The organism is Kitasatospora sp. HPM-01-4, assembly GCF_051374625.1.
Lineage (GTDB): Bacteria > Actinomycetota > Actinomycetes > Streptomycetales > Streptomycetaceae > Kitasatospora.
The window spans coordinates 14,365-28,155 of sequence record NZ_JBPQGP010000006.1 but is presented as its reverse complement, the minus strand read 5'-3'; the positions used below and the strand labels follow the sequence as shown (position 1 = coordinate 28,155).

Here is a 13,791-nt window from a genome sequence, read left to right as displayed (position 1 = left end):
CGGCGCCAGGTGCCGTGGTCCGTTTCCTCGATCACTGGGAGGTAGTTGGTGGAGAGGAACATCGAGTGGGTGGAGTCCCATTCGACGGTGTCCTGGCGCATGTACCGGGCCTTCATCGTGGGCGTGCCGATGACGTCCTTCAACCGCTTCACCGACATCCTCCGGCCTTCGGGCAGTTCCTCGGCGACGGCGAACCGGGCCCCGCGGAAGTCCATCAGCTCGGTCGGGTGCGCGCCAGCCTCGGCCAGCAGGACCCGGTCCGACACGCCGACCTTGTAGCCGGGGCCGATCGCCCGGCCGATGGCGTCGAGGACGGTGGACTTCCCGTTCTCACCTCCGCCCTGGAGCATCAGCAGCACGTCGTCGGGCGTCATGTGCCCCGTGATGCCCTGCCCCGCACGGACCTGGAACCACTCACGGGCCTTCTCGGGGACGGCCTGGAGCGCCATGTCCCAGTCGGGGTGGGTGGCGCCCTTGATGTACGGCACCGGCGTGACCTTCGTGAAGTAGAAGGCCGGGTCGTGCTGCCGTACCTCGCCCGTTCGCAGGTTCACCACGCAGTTCAGGGTGTTGAGCAGGTCGGGGTGACTGTCGAACATGTCGTCCCGGACCTGGGTGATGCCCTTGCACAGCTCCACGATCGCGTTGATCCGGCTCTTGCTCAGCAGGGACATCAGCTCCTGCCGCTTCCGCCAGTCCGTGTCCGGCGACCGCAGTTCCTTGGTCACCGAGTCCAGCATGAACTTGCGGACGTTCTCGATCACGGTCTCGGAGTTGCTCCGCTCCCAGTGAGTGCGGTGCCAGGTCATCCAGCCCAGGCTTGCGGACCAGCAGTGCAGCCCCGCCATCACCGAGTCGGAGACCCGCTGCGACAGCACCGCGTCCGTCATCTCGGTGCCGGCTGCGCCTTGGCGGGCGCGCTCGGCGGCCTCCTGCTTCGCCGCCTTCTCGTCCTCGGCCTTCTGTGCCTTGGCCGCCTTCTCAGCCTCCGCCTTCTGCTTCGCCTCCGCCTTCTTCGCCTGCTCCGCAGCCTGGATCGTCTGGAACGCCTCGAACGCGGCCAGCTGATCCGGAGTCGCACTGCTCAGCCAGTCCGTGGCTTTCTTCGCCCGCTCCTGGTCCCGCTTGAACGCCTCGACCAGGTCCACCGGGACGCCGTCGAATTCCGCCTCGGTGGCCACCTGCGAAGGCAGCGCGATGACCTCGCTCATGCGGCACCACCCGCGCGGCGGGCCTGGGCGGCGGAGTCCATGTATCGGGGACGGGCCAGTCCGGCCCGCATCCCCGAGGAGACCGTCTTCTCGATCTCCCGCGCGTACGGACGGGCGGCGCTGGTGCCGACCCCGCAGTCCCGGGCGGTGGAGATCAAGGCGTCCTCGGCCTCGGTCTGCGACAGAAGGCCGGCGGCCACCAGCTGCCCGGCGCGGTACGCGGCGAGGTTCAACCGCTGGTTGCGGCCGGTGCCAGCCTTCATCGCGGCCAAGTCGGCGCACTCGCTGGCGAGGATGCCAGCCGCCCACCGCTCCTCCCGGGTGGTGCCGGCCTGCTTGGCCAACGCCTGCAGCCGGGAGACCACCTCAGCCCCGGTGACCGCTCCCCCGCCTTTGGGTGGCTCGGCCTTGGCCGTGATCAGGGTCAGCATCCACTCAGGCAGTTCCGCCGGGGTGGTGAGGGTCCCGGCGAGCGAGTAGGCGGAGCCGTCGACCTCGGAGCCAATCCCGACGACGTACCCGCCGTCGGCCCGAACGTCGATGCACCAAGCCACGGTGCCCGCGCTGTTGCGGATCTCGACCCCGGCCGGGGCACGGTAGATCAGGTGTAGCCCGCCGCTGCACGTCCGCACCGCCATGGTGGCGGCCAGCTCCTGGACGCTGGCCTCGGCAGCGAGGTGACGCAGCATCGACAGACCGTCCGTCACCCCGATCGCTGCCAGCTCGTCCGGGATCACCCCGTCCTTCGGCACGTCGAGGTCCAGGACCACGAGCCCGGATGGCCCGCAGGCGACGCCCACGTTGAACGGGGCCCGCCACGTGCGGGTGATCAGCTCCGGGTCGAGGGTCGCGCGGCTCTCCCAGTCCCGCCACCGAGGCTCCTTGAGCCCGACCAGTAGCGGGTGCACCGCCATGCCGCGCGCGGCGTACTCCAGCGCGCTGGCCAGAAGACGCTGGCGCTGCGCGGTGTGAGCTGGCGGTGACACAGTCTCGTCTCGTACGCTCAAGGGTGAGCGCACCTCCCATCTCGTATGCATTGGGTAGCTCGTCCAGCCGAGTAGGTCGCTCGGCAGCTTCCGAAAGCCCGCCCCGGCAAGGGCGGGCTTTCGCCATTCAGGGGCCATCCTGCCGTGAATTGGCGGCAGGGCAGCATGTGCGGGGTGGGGCCGGTATCTAACTCCGCCGACGTCGGAGAGCATCGGCGTGCCGTCGGATCACGCTCATCCGGGCCTCCCACTCGGGTCCGGATCGGTGGTCCGCGTGGTTGGTCGTCTGGCCCGGGTGCTTCCGGTAGTGGAGGCCGGTTTCGGAGATGAACCAGCCGTCGGCCAACACGTCGAGCCCCATGAGGAGTGCGGTGTCCTCAGATGCCGGGAGCGCCATCCACCCGCCGACCTCTGCGAGCAAGGGCTCGCGGATGCATAGCGTGGCGGGGTGCACCTGGGGGCGGAAGGTCTCCGACCAGTAGTCGAACATCTCTCCGCGAGCCAAGACCCCTGGCTCAGGGTCTCCAAGGGTGTAGTGCTGGAGGCTGCCGTCAGGCATGAGGTCGAGTACCCGGCTGACCGTCCAGCCGATGGTGGGGTGGGCCTCCATGACCTCGATGTCGCGGGCGAGCGCGCCATCGGGGAGGAGATCGTCGGCGTCGAGAACCTTCACCAGCTCGCCGGTGCTGCGGCCCCAGGCCATGGTCCGGGCTACCCCAGGACCGCCGCGCCTGTTCCCCCCGATCTTGACGCGAGGGTCTGCGGGGAGAAGGCCGGCCACATCGTCTCCGGTGCCGCCGTCGACCTGGATCAGCCACTCGAACCCCCAGCCTCCGGGCAGCTTCTGGCTAGCCAGAGACTCGAAGGCGCTCGGCAGGAACTGCAGAGCTTGGTCATGTACCGGGGTTACGACGGAGATCGTCCGGATCACTGGGCCCACCTCTCGAGAGGGACTGAGTACTCGATTGACGTCCGATCACCAGGCAGTACGACGTGCGAGTACTCCACGACGTCGCCGTCGGTCGACACGCTGGTTTTGTCCAGCAGCAGCACCGCAGATCCGGGCGGAATACCGAGTCGCCGAGCCTCCTCCTGGGTGGCGACCCGGCAGCTGATCCCGTCGCCGATCTCGGCGATCTCGATCCCGATGGTGCTTAGCTGGTGCTGGGTGCCCCCGGGCCAGGGCTCCTTGGAAGTGTCCAGGAGGTCGGGGTTCCGCGCTGCGACCTCGTGCACCAGGTAGGAGTCGATCAGGGAGAGCGCGGTCGGGTCGCCGGGAGTGCTGTGCCAGTAGTTTCGGTGCAGCATCAGGGTTCCCACCGGGACGCCGAATCGGCTCGCCAGCGCGAGGTCGGCAGGGATCGCGTTGAACGTGGTGTGGCACTCGACCTGGTCGTGCCCGAGGCCGGTGTCGCGCTCGACTACGCCGTTGTTCATGCGCTCGGTCTCAGGGCGCTTGGCCTGCTGTTTTTCCCAGGCGTACCGGTCCTGATGCCGGCGGATCTGATGCGGGGCGGGCCTGCGCACCCGGGTGCCGTGGCCGCGGGCCATGGTGACCAGTCCCTCGGTCTCCAACGCTTTGTAGGCCGCCAGCACGGTGGTCTTCGACCCCTTGCCCTGAGCCACCAACTCGCGGATCTGCGGAAGCTGGTCGCCGGGCCTGAAACCGGCCTCGTTTGCCCTGATGCGATCAGCGATCTGATCTGCGAGTTCGCGCCACTGAGGCGTCTTGGGTGCCATGACTGGACTCCCTCCTTTCGACGCGGTCAGTGAACCACAGTCCCGGGACAACATCAATCACAGTCCTGGGACAAGTGTCCCGCGACATTTGTCCCGGGACTGTTGACAGTCCCGGGACTCCGCTGCGAAGGTCTTCCCGTGCCATCGCAGTCCCGGGACAAGCCCGAAGGCTGGACGGCACCGCCATGCCCAAAGCAGAAGCCCCGGCGCGTCACCGCCGGGGCCCACGGGAGTCGTACTGGAAGGAGCACGCCACCCATGAAGACGATCGTTTCTGGTCGGCGCGTCGTTACCGCGCTGGACTTCATCGAGGCCGCGGGCCTGGAGCCCGCCACGGCTGTCGAGCCCCAGACCTCCGAGGACGTCGAGGCCGCGCTGGCCGCGCACCGCGACGCCCTGGCCGACTTCCTCGACGACCTGGTCGTCGCCGCCGACGACGACAGCGAGGTCGACCAGCTGGACGTCGCCCACTACCGCCAGCTGCTGCGGCGGATGCCGACCCCGTTCCGCTCCCGTGACGGCCTGCGCCGGCGCCCGGCCCGGATGGCGGTGGCGGCGTGAAGGCGATCCCGCTGTTCGTCCTCGCCCTCCTGGAGATCGTGTTCGGCGTCGTCGCCGGGTGCGTCGCCCTGGTCGGCCTGGTCGCCGAGCTGCTCGCCCGCTACACCTCCGCCGGCGCCGCCGCGCTCGCCGGCCGCCTGGGCGTCGAGCCCATCGCCCCCCGGCTCCGCCAGGAGCTGGCCCGTCTCCTGTTCGCCAGCATGACCACCCCGGCCGGAGGTGCCCGATGATCCGCCGCTTCCCCGCCCGCGACCTGATCGCCGTCCCGGCGGTCTTCGCCCTCACCCGCGCCCCCGAGATCGCCGGGTTCGCCGCGACCTTCGGCAGCGGCTTCCTGGTGAAGGCGGCCGGCCTGAACTTCTGGCTCGGCGCCCCGGCGATGTTCCTGATCGGCCTGTCCGCCGTCCACGCCGTCGCCGACCTGCCCCGCCGCCCGCGCCCGCTCGGCGACGTGGCGCTGGAGCTGGCCGACCGCGTCGCCGACTGGGCGGGTTGGGCCTGGCACGAGACCGACACCGCGACCGACCCGTACGAGGGTGAGGTGACCCGATGAGCACCGCCGTCGACATCCGCGAGCAGCGCCGGGCGGACCGCGCCGCCGAGCGGGCCGAGGCCCGCGCCGACAGGAGCGCCGACCGCGACTTCGAGCTCCAGCTCAAGGTGCAGGAGGCCGAGCAGCGCCGCGCCGACGAGGCGGCCAAGGCCGAGCAGGCCCGCAGGGACGCGGATGCCGAGCGCAAGCGCAAGGAGGCCGACCGGAAGGCCGAGGAGGAGCGCCGCCGCCTGGCCAAGGCCGAGCGCGCCGAGCGCCGGGCCAAGGCGCTGGGCTGGCTCAAGGCCCACCCGGCCGACGCCTTCGTGGCGCTGGTGATGGCCTGCTCGGTGGTGCCGGCGGTCATCTCCCAGGTCGGCGCGCTGACCAGCGCGAAGGTGGAGTTCGTCCTCGCCGCGCTGTTCGCCACCATGCTGGAGGGCGGCGCCTGGGCGGTGACGTTCATGGGCCAGCAAGCCGAGGCGGCCGGCCGCCCGACCGGCAAGTACCGGACCTCGACCTGGCTGCTGGCCTCGATCGCGGCCGGGGTGAACTTCTGGCACGGCCTGGACGGCCACCCGGTGTGGGTCGCCGCGGTGATGGGTGCGTCCTCGCTGTTCGCGGTCGGGATCTGGGACCTGCGCACCCACGGCGGGCACGGCCGTACCAAGGCCGACCGCAAGCGGGAGAAGGAGCGCGAGGAGCACGCGAAGCGCCGGCGGGAGCTCCACCAGGAGGTCGCCGACGTCGCCGAGGAGATCAAGGCCGCAAGCCCGTTCGGCGTGCTGGACGACGAGGCGGCGTTCGCCGCGGCGTGGACCGTGGTGCACGGGGGCGAGCAGGGGATGACGGTCGAGCTGCGGGCGACCGAGCTGGCCGCCAACCAGCAGCTGATGACCGAGCTGGAGACCGAACTCGGCCCCGACTCGCCGGTGGTCGCGGCGGCGCTGGAGGCCCGGCGCGCGGCGAAGGGCTCGGCCCGCAGCACGGTGCGCGCGGCCCGGGCGCGGATGCTCGCGCGCCGTGCGGGCAACACCCCCGCCGAGCTTGCTGACGAGCCCGCTAGCCAGCTTGCCAGCAAGCCGCGCGAGCAGGCCCCAAGGCCCGCGCAGCAGGCGGAGAAGCCGCAGGTGGCGGCCAACAAGCCCCCGGCCGTGCGAGCCCCGCAGGTGGCCGCTCAGGACCCCCGCCCGAAGCAGGTGAAGGCGGCGCGCACGCTGGCCGCCGAGACCGCGCGCGCGGCCACGCCGGAGGAGGCCGAGAAGGAGAAGGAGAGCGCCCGCGAGTGGCTGCGCGCGCGGCGCGCGGAGGGCGCGAACCCGGGCTGGAAGGGTCTGTCGGAGGAGACCAGCCGGGGTGAGACCTGGTGCCGCGCGCGGCTGCGCGAGGTCGAGGCCGAGCAGCCCGCGGGCCCGTCCCTCCACCTCGTGCCCGGAGGCCACTGATGCCCGGCCCGCGCCTGCCGATTGTTCTGGCCGAGCTCTACCGCGAGGTCGTCGAGCGCATGGCGGCCGACCAGCAGGACAGCCTGTTCTGACCCGAATGCAGACTTGCACAATGCATTCTCTGGACATGCAGACTTAGAGTCTGCACAATTGAGACCGGCGGGCACGGCATCCGCCTCCTACAGCACCAGCCGTGCCCGCCGCCGCTCCCCGGAAGGAGTCCCCCCAGCATGACCGAGCAGCCGAGTGGACCCGCAGTCGACCTGAGGAAGGAGACCCAGACCATGGCCACCGTGACCTACCTGCCCGGCGCCAACCCGGACTCGGTCTACGCCGCCCCCGAGCCGCAGCCGGTCGCCGACGCAGCCCCCGCCGAGCCCGCCCCCGTCTTGGGTGGCTCCGAGCGGAGCGCCGACGGCGCCGCCACTGTCCTGGAGGGCGTGGTCATCCCGTCCGTGCCGGAGCTGCGGGAGGACCCGGACGGGGACCGCCCTCTGATCCCGGGCTGGATCCGCACCAAGGCGGGGCGGCGCTCCTACCGGGAATACTCGACCCGGCAGGTCCGCCGGGCGGTGCGGCGCTGGGTGCGCCGCCAGCGCACCGAGCGAGGCCACGTGGCCCAGTTCCGCCGGGGCCTGCGCCTGGCCCACGAGTTCGTGGTCGGCGTCGAGGGCGTCCACGTCCAGGCCACCGGCCACCAGGCGCACATCGCCGCGAAGGAGGCCCGGCAGGCCGCGCGGGTCGCCCGGTTCACCATGCTGCCGGGCAAGAAGGCCAGCGTTCAGGCGCACGCCGACCGGGCGCTGACCGTCGCCCAGGCCGCGGTCGCCGCGCACCGCAGGGCTAAGCAGGTTCGCTCCCGGGCCCGCAACCTGCGCGCCGCCGTGGTCTACGGCCCGCCGGCCGCCGCGCTGGCCACCGGCTACCTCACCGTCGGCGACGCGGGAGCGACGGCCGCGGGCCTGCTCACCTTCGCGGCTGGCGCCTTCGCCGGGCGCCGCCCGCAGACCGTCACGGAGTGGGACGACGAGTACCGCTACCTCGGCGACGGCGAGCGCATGACGGACACCATGCTCAACAAGGTCTTCCAGGCTGCCAAGGTGATCGGCTCGGACGAGTCGCTGCACATGGTCCGCCCGGCCATGCGCGACGTGGAGTCCTGGTGCGCGATGTTCGACCTGCCGCCCGGCGTCACCGCGAAGAAGGCGATGCGCGCGGTGGACGAGATCGCCGCCGCGTTCGGCGTCGAGACCGCCCAGGTCGCCATCGACAAGGCCGGCCGCTCCGGGCGCCTGGAGCTCAACGTCTTCGACCGCCTCCCGTTCACCGGCAAGCCGGACCCCGGCGCGCTGCTCGCTCTCGACGGCCCGGTGAACTTCTGGGGCCGGATCGAGATCGGCCCGACCGTGCGCAACGACCGCTACAGCATCTCGGTGGTCGAGCGGTCCGGCCTGATCGGCGGTGAGCCCGGCGCCGGAAAGTCCGCCTCGGGCAACACCATCCTGCTGGCCGCCGCGCTCGACCCGCGGGTCATCCTGTGGCTCGCGGACGGAAAGGGCGGTGGCGACTTGGAGCCCTTCGAGCCGCTGTGTGAGCGGTACGAGGGCGACGCCGACCCGGCCGCGTTCGACGCCATGCTCGACGAGGCCATCGCTGACATGAAGGCCCGGTACGCGCTGCTGAAGAAGCTGGGCAAGCGCAAGGTCACCGAGGAACTCGCCAACGAGCACAAGCTGCTGCGGCAGAAGCTCCTGTGGGTGGACGAGCTGATGCTCTACACCACCGACGAGGACTACGGGAAGAAGATCACCAAGAAGCTCCGCAACCTCGTGAGCAGGGGGCGCGCGGCCGGCATCATCACCTTCTGCGCGACCCAGAAGCCGGGCTCCGACGTGGTCGACACCTCGCTGCGCGACCTGCTGTCCATCCGGTGGGCGCTGCGCTGCACCACCCCGGAGGCGTCGGACACCATCCTCGGCAAGGGCGCGGCGGCGGCCGGTTACTCGGCCAAGGTCATCGAGATGGAGATGCGCGGCGCCGGCTACCTGTGGGCGGAGGGCTCCAACCCGGTCCTGGTGCGCGCCGACTACTACGACGACGACCAGGTCGCCGCCCTCCTCAAGCGTGCCTTCGTCTACCGCGAGGCCGCCGGCACCCTGCCCAAGGGCGAGCCGACCCTCGCCGAGCTGCTGCGGGCCAAGGGCGAGGACGACAAGGACGCCCAGCTGCTGGCCGCCCTGGTCGACGTCGTCGACGCCTACCTCGCACGGGACGAGAAGACCGACTGGATCGCCGGCGCCGACCTGGTCGAGGCGCTCCAGGCCGCCGGGCTGGAGATCAACGCCGACCGGCTCGGCAACGTGGTCAAGCGCGAGGGCGGCGCCGACCGGTACAAGCGCACGATCAAGGTCACCACCGCCGAGGGCGAGAAGAGCAGCCGGGTGTCCGGCTACCCGGTCGAACTGATCGTCCAGACCGCCCAGAAGTACGTCCTCGGGGCCTGAACGGCCCGGACACAGCCCGGACCGCCGCCCGGTTTGCCCTGGTCTGACCCCTGACAGGGCGGCCGTCGACCCGGACGGACCGGGGGCGACCTGGACACCCGCGTCCAGGTCCGCCCCCGCCCCGTCCAGGTGGCCCAAGTCTCTGACCTGCGCAAACGCCATCCTGTCCGGGCGGTGTCCAGGTCCCAGCACCGCCCCAAACCGTGACATACCGGACCCGAGGGGGACCCGTGTCGACCGACCTCGTCATGACGCTGATCGCCGCCGTGGTGGTCGTGATGGCTCTCCGCTCGGAGAGCGTCAACAAGTTCCACGCCGCCGCTCTGTGGATCTTCGGAATCTACTGCGGGTCGATCACCTGGATCGGCCCGAACGTCCGCCACTTCCTGGCCGGGGTGCTCCACTTCCTGGCCTCCCACCTGACCAGTCACTGAATCGGAGAGGACCCATCCCCATGGGCATCAGGTACGTGATCGCCGACCCCGAGGCCGCCCCCCAGCCGGGCTGGTGGGCGAAGAACAAGGCCGTGGTCTGCGCGGTCGCCGGGCTCTCCGCCGGCCTCTGGCTCGCCGGGGGCTGCGGCCACAGCGCCACCACCGGCCCGGTCCCCTCCAGCTCCACCAGCTCGACCCCCACCCCCGCCGCGTCGACCACCGGGAGCCCGCGATGAACGAGATCAACCTGATCCAGCCGACCGCCCTCCAGCCGCAGCCGCTGGCCCAGCCGTACGCGGCCCCTCTCGTCCCGGCCGGTCAGGTGCTGCCCGGCGTCTACACGATCACCGGCCCGGACGGCAGCGTCCACCACGTCTACGGCCCGGCCGCCGGCGGCCCGGTGCTGCTGGCCAACACGGCACTGCCCGCCGCCGAGACGACCCGGCGGCCCCTGGTCCACCCGTGGATGCTGAACCTCGCCCTCGGCTCCGGGGCCCTGCTCGCCCTCGCCCTCGGGCTGCACCTGCTGGTCGGCTTCGTCATCGCCATCACCCAGCTCGTCACCGCGCTGGCGATCCTCGCGGCGATCCTCTTCGGCGGCTACGTCGCCTTCCAGCTCCTGGGCGTCAACCGCGGCGCCGGCCGGGGCGGCAACGTCACCAACGTCAACATCAAGAAGGCCGTCTTCAAGCGGTCGACCTTTGGGAGTGGGAGCTGACCGTGTTCGGAGCCGACGAGTACGACCTCAAGCTGCAGGGCCCGCTCCTGGTCGGCGGCCAGATCGTCACCTGCCCCGCCTGCGGCAGCGAAAGCCTGGCCCTGACCAAGCAGCTGGTCAGGGAGGTATGGCCGGCCCGGCTGCACTGCCTGTCCTGCTACCACGCGGAGGACCACCCGGTCATCACCAACGGCCTGGTCGACGCCGCCCTCGCCGCCCGCACCGGCCGCCAGCGCGCGGAGGACCGGGACACCTTCGCCGCCGAATGGCGCGGCATCATGATCAGCGGCGCGTGCGTCCCCGAGTTCGTCCTCGACGACGCCGTCGCCGCCGGCCAGGAGCTGCTGAAGGAAGGCAAGAAGGAGTTCCGCCAGCGCCGGGCCGAGGTCGAGAAGCAGGCCCGCACCTGGTGGGGCGGCAAGAAGAAGCAGGCCCGCGATGGCGTCGACCAGGCGGTCGGCGCCGCCAAGGCCGGTGTCCTGGGCGCCGCCTGGCAGATGCAGACCGGCGGCGCCGGCCCCGCCCCCAAGCCCCGCTCGCGCCGCTGCCAGGTCAAGGGCTGCCGCGGCGGCTGGGTCACCATCGAGACCCGCACCCACGTCGGCGGCCGCAAGCAGAAGGTCCCCTGCGCCGCCTGCCATCGCGCCTGAAGCCGGCATCGGCGGCGAGCCGGGGAGGCGCTCCCCCCGCGTTGGGTGGCTCCCCGGCCAGGGCTGGACGGCATTCGCTCCGCGCGACCCCGAGGCCATTCCTGGGGGCGTCTGACGGGCGGTAGGAGGCGGGCCGCGCCCGGATTCGGCCGGGAGGCCGGTCCACGGCCGAGCGGCCGGATCCGGTGAACGCGCGGCCCGCATAGACGGTCGGCCGGGGGTGCCGGGCGCGGACGCGCCCGCCCGCTCTACTCCCCCCCTCCCGGGGGCGGCGACGGAGTTCCACCCCTTCCCACCTGGCCGTTAGCAGGCGAGCCAGCAAGCCAGCTAGCCAGCCAACCAAGAGCGGCATACTAAGAGAATGCATGGACTAGACATGCATACCGAGAGTCTGCATACTTGAGTCATCGAGGGAACGGCCCCCTCGACTGACGCCCCTCAGCACCACCCGAAGAACCCCAAAACGGCTAGCCAGAAAGCCAGCTAGCCAGCTCGCTCCCTGAACGAACGCCCCACCCCGGACCGACCAAGGAGCCTTCCTTGAGCACCCAGAAGACCATCAGCGCCAGCCACTCCGGCCACCTCGACCTCAACCTCCCGACGGGCCTGGCCCGCGTCACCGTTGACCCCAAGGCCACCGTCGCGATGGTGACCATCCACACCGACGACGACCACGGCCCGGCGGCCGACGCGGTCCGCAGCGTTCGCTCCGGCGAGGGCCCGGCCGAGGGCGGGGAGGCGCTCACCGTGACCGTCCCCGAGATGCAGGGCGACGTCACCGTCATCGGGAACAGGAACGGGAACCTGACCATCAACCAGCGGATGGGCACCGTCGCTCGGGGCGCCACCGTGATCGGCCTCCAGGTCAACGGCTCGATCGGCGGGCCCGGCTGGGCCCGCCAGGGCTTCACCACGACCGGCCCCACGCTGGCCAGCGCCATCACGGCGACCGTGATCCTGCCGCCGACCGGGGCCCTGGTCCTGCGCACCTCCTCGGCCGACCTGGTCGGCACCGGCCCGCTCCTCGCGGTCGGCGTCACCTCCAGCTCCGGCGACGTAATCCTGGAATCGGTCGAGATCCTCGCCGTCGAGACGTCCTCCGGCGACGTCGAGGTCGGCCGAGTCGGCAACCGGATGCTGGTGCAATCCAGCTCCGGCGACGTCGAGATCAGCGCGTACGAGGGCAGCGACGCCGCAGTGCAGACCTCCTCCGGCGACGTCCAGATCATCGCCCTGCCGCGATCCACCGGCGCGCTCGACATCGCAACGTCCTCCGGCGACATCCTCGTCCGCGGGGCCGGCCACCTCCAGCTCGGCACCGCCACCCACAGCGGCGACATCCGCCGCCGCTGACCGCACGGGATCAGGCAGACTCAGAGTCTGCATTCCGCCGGTATGCAGACTCTGACCTACCGACCCGAAGGAGTACCGGATGCCCCGCCCCGACCAGCAGACCCGAGAGGCCGGCCGCAAGCGGATTGAAGAGCTGAAGCAGATCCGGGACCAGGCGCACGAGGACGCGGACAAGGCCAAGGCCACTGCCGACAAGACCATGTGGAGGGCGATCGACGCCCTGATCGCCGAGGGCCAGGTGCTCCAGTCCGACGCCGCAAGCGCCACCGGCTGGACTCGCGACCACGTCGCCAAGCAGACCGCCCGCTACCGGACCAGCTGACCCGGTGGGCCCGCCCGGCCCCACGCCGAGCGGGCCCACCGACCACCTGCCACCCCACCGCGACCTGCGGCACAGCGGGCAAATCAGCAAGCTAGCTAGCCAGCAAGCCAAGAAAAGCAGACTCAAGGAATGCATAGACTAGACATGCATAGTTAGAGTCTGCATACTGGAGTCATCGGGGGAACAACCCCGGACCAACGGAAGGGGAAGACGGCATGGACCAGCAGCAGAACAACCTCCCGGACCGCCCGATCAGCGGAGTCGTCATCACCACCCAGGTCAGCGCCGACAACGGCGGCCTCGGCGGCGAACTGGCCCACCTGATCCCGGCCGCGAAGGCCGCCCTGCTGCTGGTCGCCGACGCGATCCGCCGCGGCGGCGCCGACCAGGCCGACGTGGTCGAGGCCGTGAAGGCCACCGGCCTGGCCGACGCCTTCGCGGGCATCTTCGACGCCGCCGCCGACGCGGCGTGGGACGAACACATCGCGGCCGGCGGCGACGAGTGGGACTTCGACGCTCGTCTCCACACCGACAACCTCTACGCCGTCGGCAGCGACATCCGCCGGGCGATCTCCCCGTACATCTGAGACCGGCGCCACAGCTCCACCGCACTCGCGGTGCACACCGCACCACCCCCGCGATAGCAGGCTTGCCCCCGGAACCCCGAGGCCCGGCCCGCCGCTCGTAAGCGCCCAAACCTGCTAGATAAACCGGAGAATCATCCCGTGGACACCACCGCCGCTGTCTTCGCCGCCGTCTTCGCCATCCTCTACACCGGCCACCAGGTCGGCGACCACTGGGTACAGAGCAGCTGCCAGGCCGCCCGCAAGGGCGAGAAGAGCTGGGCGGGCCGCTGGGCCTGCACCCGCCACGTGATCGGCCTGACCGCCACCAAGGGCGTGCTGCTGATCCCGGCCGCGCTGCTGCTCGGCCTCAACCTCAGCGTGCTCGGCGTGGTCCTCGGCCTGACCGTGGACGCAGGCACCCACTGGTGGGCCGACCGCCGGGTCACCCTCGCCCGTTTGGCCAAGATCACCAACAAGACCGAGTTCATGTCGCTGGGCACCCCGGCCCACCCGCACCACCCGGTCGACATCGAGGGCCAGTACGCCCCGACCCTCGGCACCGGGGCCTACGCCCTCGACCAGAGCTTCCACGTGTTCTTCCTGTTCGTCGCGGCCCTGCTCATCGCCGCCGTCTGAACCACCCTGCGACTCGGCCTCGCCGTCGGGACTAAGACCACCGACGACGAGGCCACCAGCCCCGGCCACCGCGACACCGGCGGTACGGCACGACGCCAGACCGAGGCACCAGCCCTCCATCCAGGAGGGCCCA

General features: G+C 71.2%; 17 protein-coding genes. 13 read left to right on the top strand and 4 right to left on the bottom strand.

Going from position 1 to position 13,791, the window contains the following annotated elements; translation table 11 throughout:
* The 4 genes from ACSMTC_RS39625 to ACSMTC_RS39610 form a co-directional block, all read right to left on the bottom strand.
* Positions 1-1,211 (bottom strand): phage/plasmid primase, P4 family (locus ACSMTC_RS39625; protein ID WP_436564971.1); only part of this gene is annotated, 1,211 nt, incomplete at its 3' end.
* Positions 1,208-2,197 carry a bifunctional DNA primase/polymerase gene (locus tag ACSMTC_RS39620; RefSeq protein ID WP_436564970.1) on the bottom strand — a complete coding sequence of 330 codons (990 nt, stop codon included), beginning with the start codon at positions 2,195-2,197 and terminating at the stop codon, positions 1,208-1,210. The genes ACSMTC_RS39625 and ACSMTC_RS39620, both read right to left, overlap by 4 nt.
* A 187-nt stretch (positions 2,198-2,384) precedes the next feature.
* The gene (locus ACSMTC_RS39615; RefSeq protein ID WP_436564969.1) at positions 2,385-3,128 is read right to left on the bottom strand and encodes a glycosyltransferase family 2 protein; all 744 of its coding nucleotides are present in this window, start codon (positions 3,126-3,128) and stop codon (positions 2,385-2,387) included.
* Positions 3,125-3,937, bottom strand: a complete 813-nt coding sequence (locus ACSMTC_RS39610; RefSeq protein ID WP_436564968.1) for a GntR family transcriptional regulator — start codon at positions 3,935-3,937, stop codon at positions 3,125-3,127. The genes ACSMTC_RS39615 and ACSMTC_RS39610 overlap by 4 nt, the downstream gene beginning before the upstream one ends.
* Positions 3,938-4,195: 258 nt before the next feature.
* Between ACSMTC_RS39610 and ACSMTC_RS39605 the strand changes: the two genes are divergently transcribed.
* The 13 genes from ACSMTC_RS39605 to ACSMTC_RS39545 all read left to right on the top strand — a co-directional run bounded on the left by ACSMTC_RS39605 (position 4,196) and on the right by ACSMTC_RS39545 (position 13,658).
* Positions 4,196-4,498 (top strand): hypothetical protein, encoded by a 303-nt coding sequence (locus tag ACSMTC_RS39605; RefSeq protein WP_436564967.1) that lies wholly within the window; start codon positions 4,196-4,198, stop codon positions 4,496-4,498.
* Positions 4,495-4,728, top strand: coding sequence for a hypothetical protein (locus tag ACSMTC_RS39600; RefSeq protein WP_436564966.1), 234 nt, complete (start codon positions 4,495-4,497; stop codon positions 4,726-4,728). Before ACSMTC_RS39605 ends, ACSMTC_RS39600 begins: the two co-directional genes overlap by 4 nt.
* A complete protein-coding gene (locus ACSMTC_RS39595; protein WP_436564965.1) occupies positions 4,725-5,051 on the top strand; it encodes a hypothetical protein in 327 nt (108 codons plus the stop codon). The genes ACSMTC_RS39600 and ACSMTC_RS39595 overlap by 4 nt, the downstream gene beginning before the upstream one ends.
* Positions 5,048-6,475, top strand: a complete 1,428-nt coding sequence (locus tag ACSMTC_RS39590; protein WP_436564964.1) for a DUF2637 domain-containing protein — start codon at positions 5,048-5,050, stop codon at positions 6,473-6,475. The genes ACSMTC_RS39595 and ACSMTC_RS39590 overlap by 4 nt, the downstream gene beginning before the upstream one ends.
* Before the next feature lie 230 nt (positions 6,476-6,705).
* The gene (locus ACSMTC_RS39585; protein ID WP_436564963.1) at positions 6,706-8,979 is read left to right on the top strand and encodes an FtsK/SpoIIIE domain-containing protein; all 2,274 of its coding nucleotides are present in this window, start codon (positions 6,706-6,708) and stop codon (positions 8,977-8,979) included.
* A gap of 230 nt (positions 8,980-9,209) precedes the next feature.
* Positions 9,210-9,413: a hypothetical protein gene (locus tag ACSMTC_RS39580; RefSeq protein ID WP_436564962.1), complete on the top strand. Its 204-nt coding sequence runs from the start codon at positions 9,210-9,212 to the stop codon at positions 9,411-9,413.
* Between the two features lie 20 nt (positions 9,414-9,433).
* Positions 9,434-9,649 carry a hypothetical protein gene (locus ACSMTC_RS39575; protein ID WP_436564961.1) on the top strand — a complete coding sequence of 72 codons (216 nt, stop codon included), beginning with the start codon at positions 9,434-9,436 and terminating at the stop codon, positions 9,647-9,649.
* Positions 9,646-10,131: a hypothetical protein gene (locus tag ACSMTC_RS39570; protein ID WP_436564960.1), complete on the top strand. Its 486-nt coding sequence runs from the start codon at positions 9,646-9,648 to the stop codon at positions 10,129-10,131. Before ACSMTC_RS39575 ends, ACSMTC_RS39570 begins: the two co-directional genes overlap by 4 nt.
* A 2-nt stretch (positions 10,132-10,133) precedes the next feature.
* Positions 10,134-10,781, top strand: a complete 648-nt coding sequence (locus ACSMTC_RS39565; protein ID WP_436564959.1) for a hypothetical protein — start codon at positions 10,134-10,136, stop codon at positions 10,779-10,781.
* A 540-nt stretch (positions 10,782-11,321) separates the two neighbouring features.
* Entirely contained in the window at positions 11,322-12,134 is an 813-nt protein-coding gene (locus ACSMTC_RS39560) for a DUF4097 family beta strand repeat-containing protein (protein ID WP_436564958.1), read from the top strand.
* A 79-nt stretch (positions 12,135-12,213) separates the two neighbouring features.
* On the top strand, positions 12,214-12,456 hold the full coding sequence (locus tag ACSMTC_RS39555; protein WP_436564957.1) for a hypothetical protein: 243 nt from the start codon (positions 12,214-12,216) through the stop codon (positions 12,454-12,456).
* 215 nt (positions 12,457-12,671) lie between these two features.
* Positions 12,672-13,043: a hypothetical protein gene (locus ACSMTC_RS39550; protein WP_436564956.1), complete on the top strand. Its 372-nt coding sequence runs from the start codon at positions 12,672-12,674 to the stop codon at positions 13,041-13,043.
* Between the two features lie 138 nt (positions 13,044-13,181).
* Entirely contained in the window at positions 13,182-13,658 is a 477-nt protein-coding gene (locus ACSMTC_RS39545) for a transcriptional regulator (protein ID WP_436564955.1), read from the top strand.
* Positions 13,659-13,791: the final 133 nt, after the last annotated feature.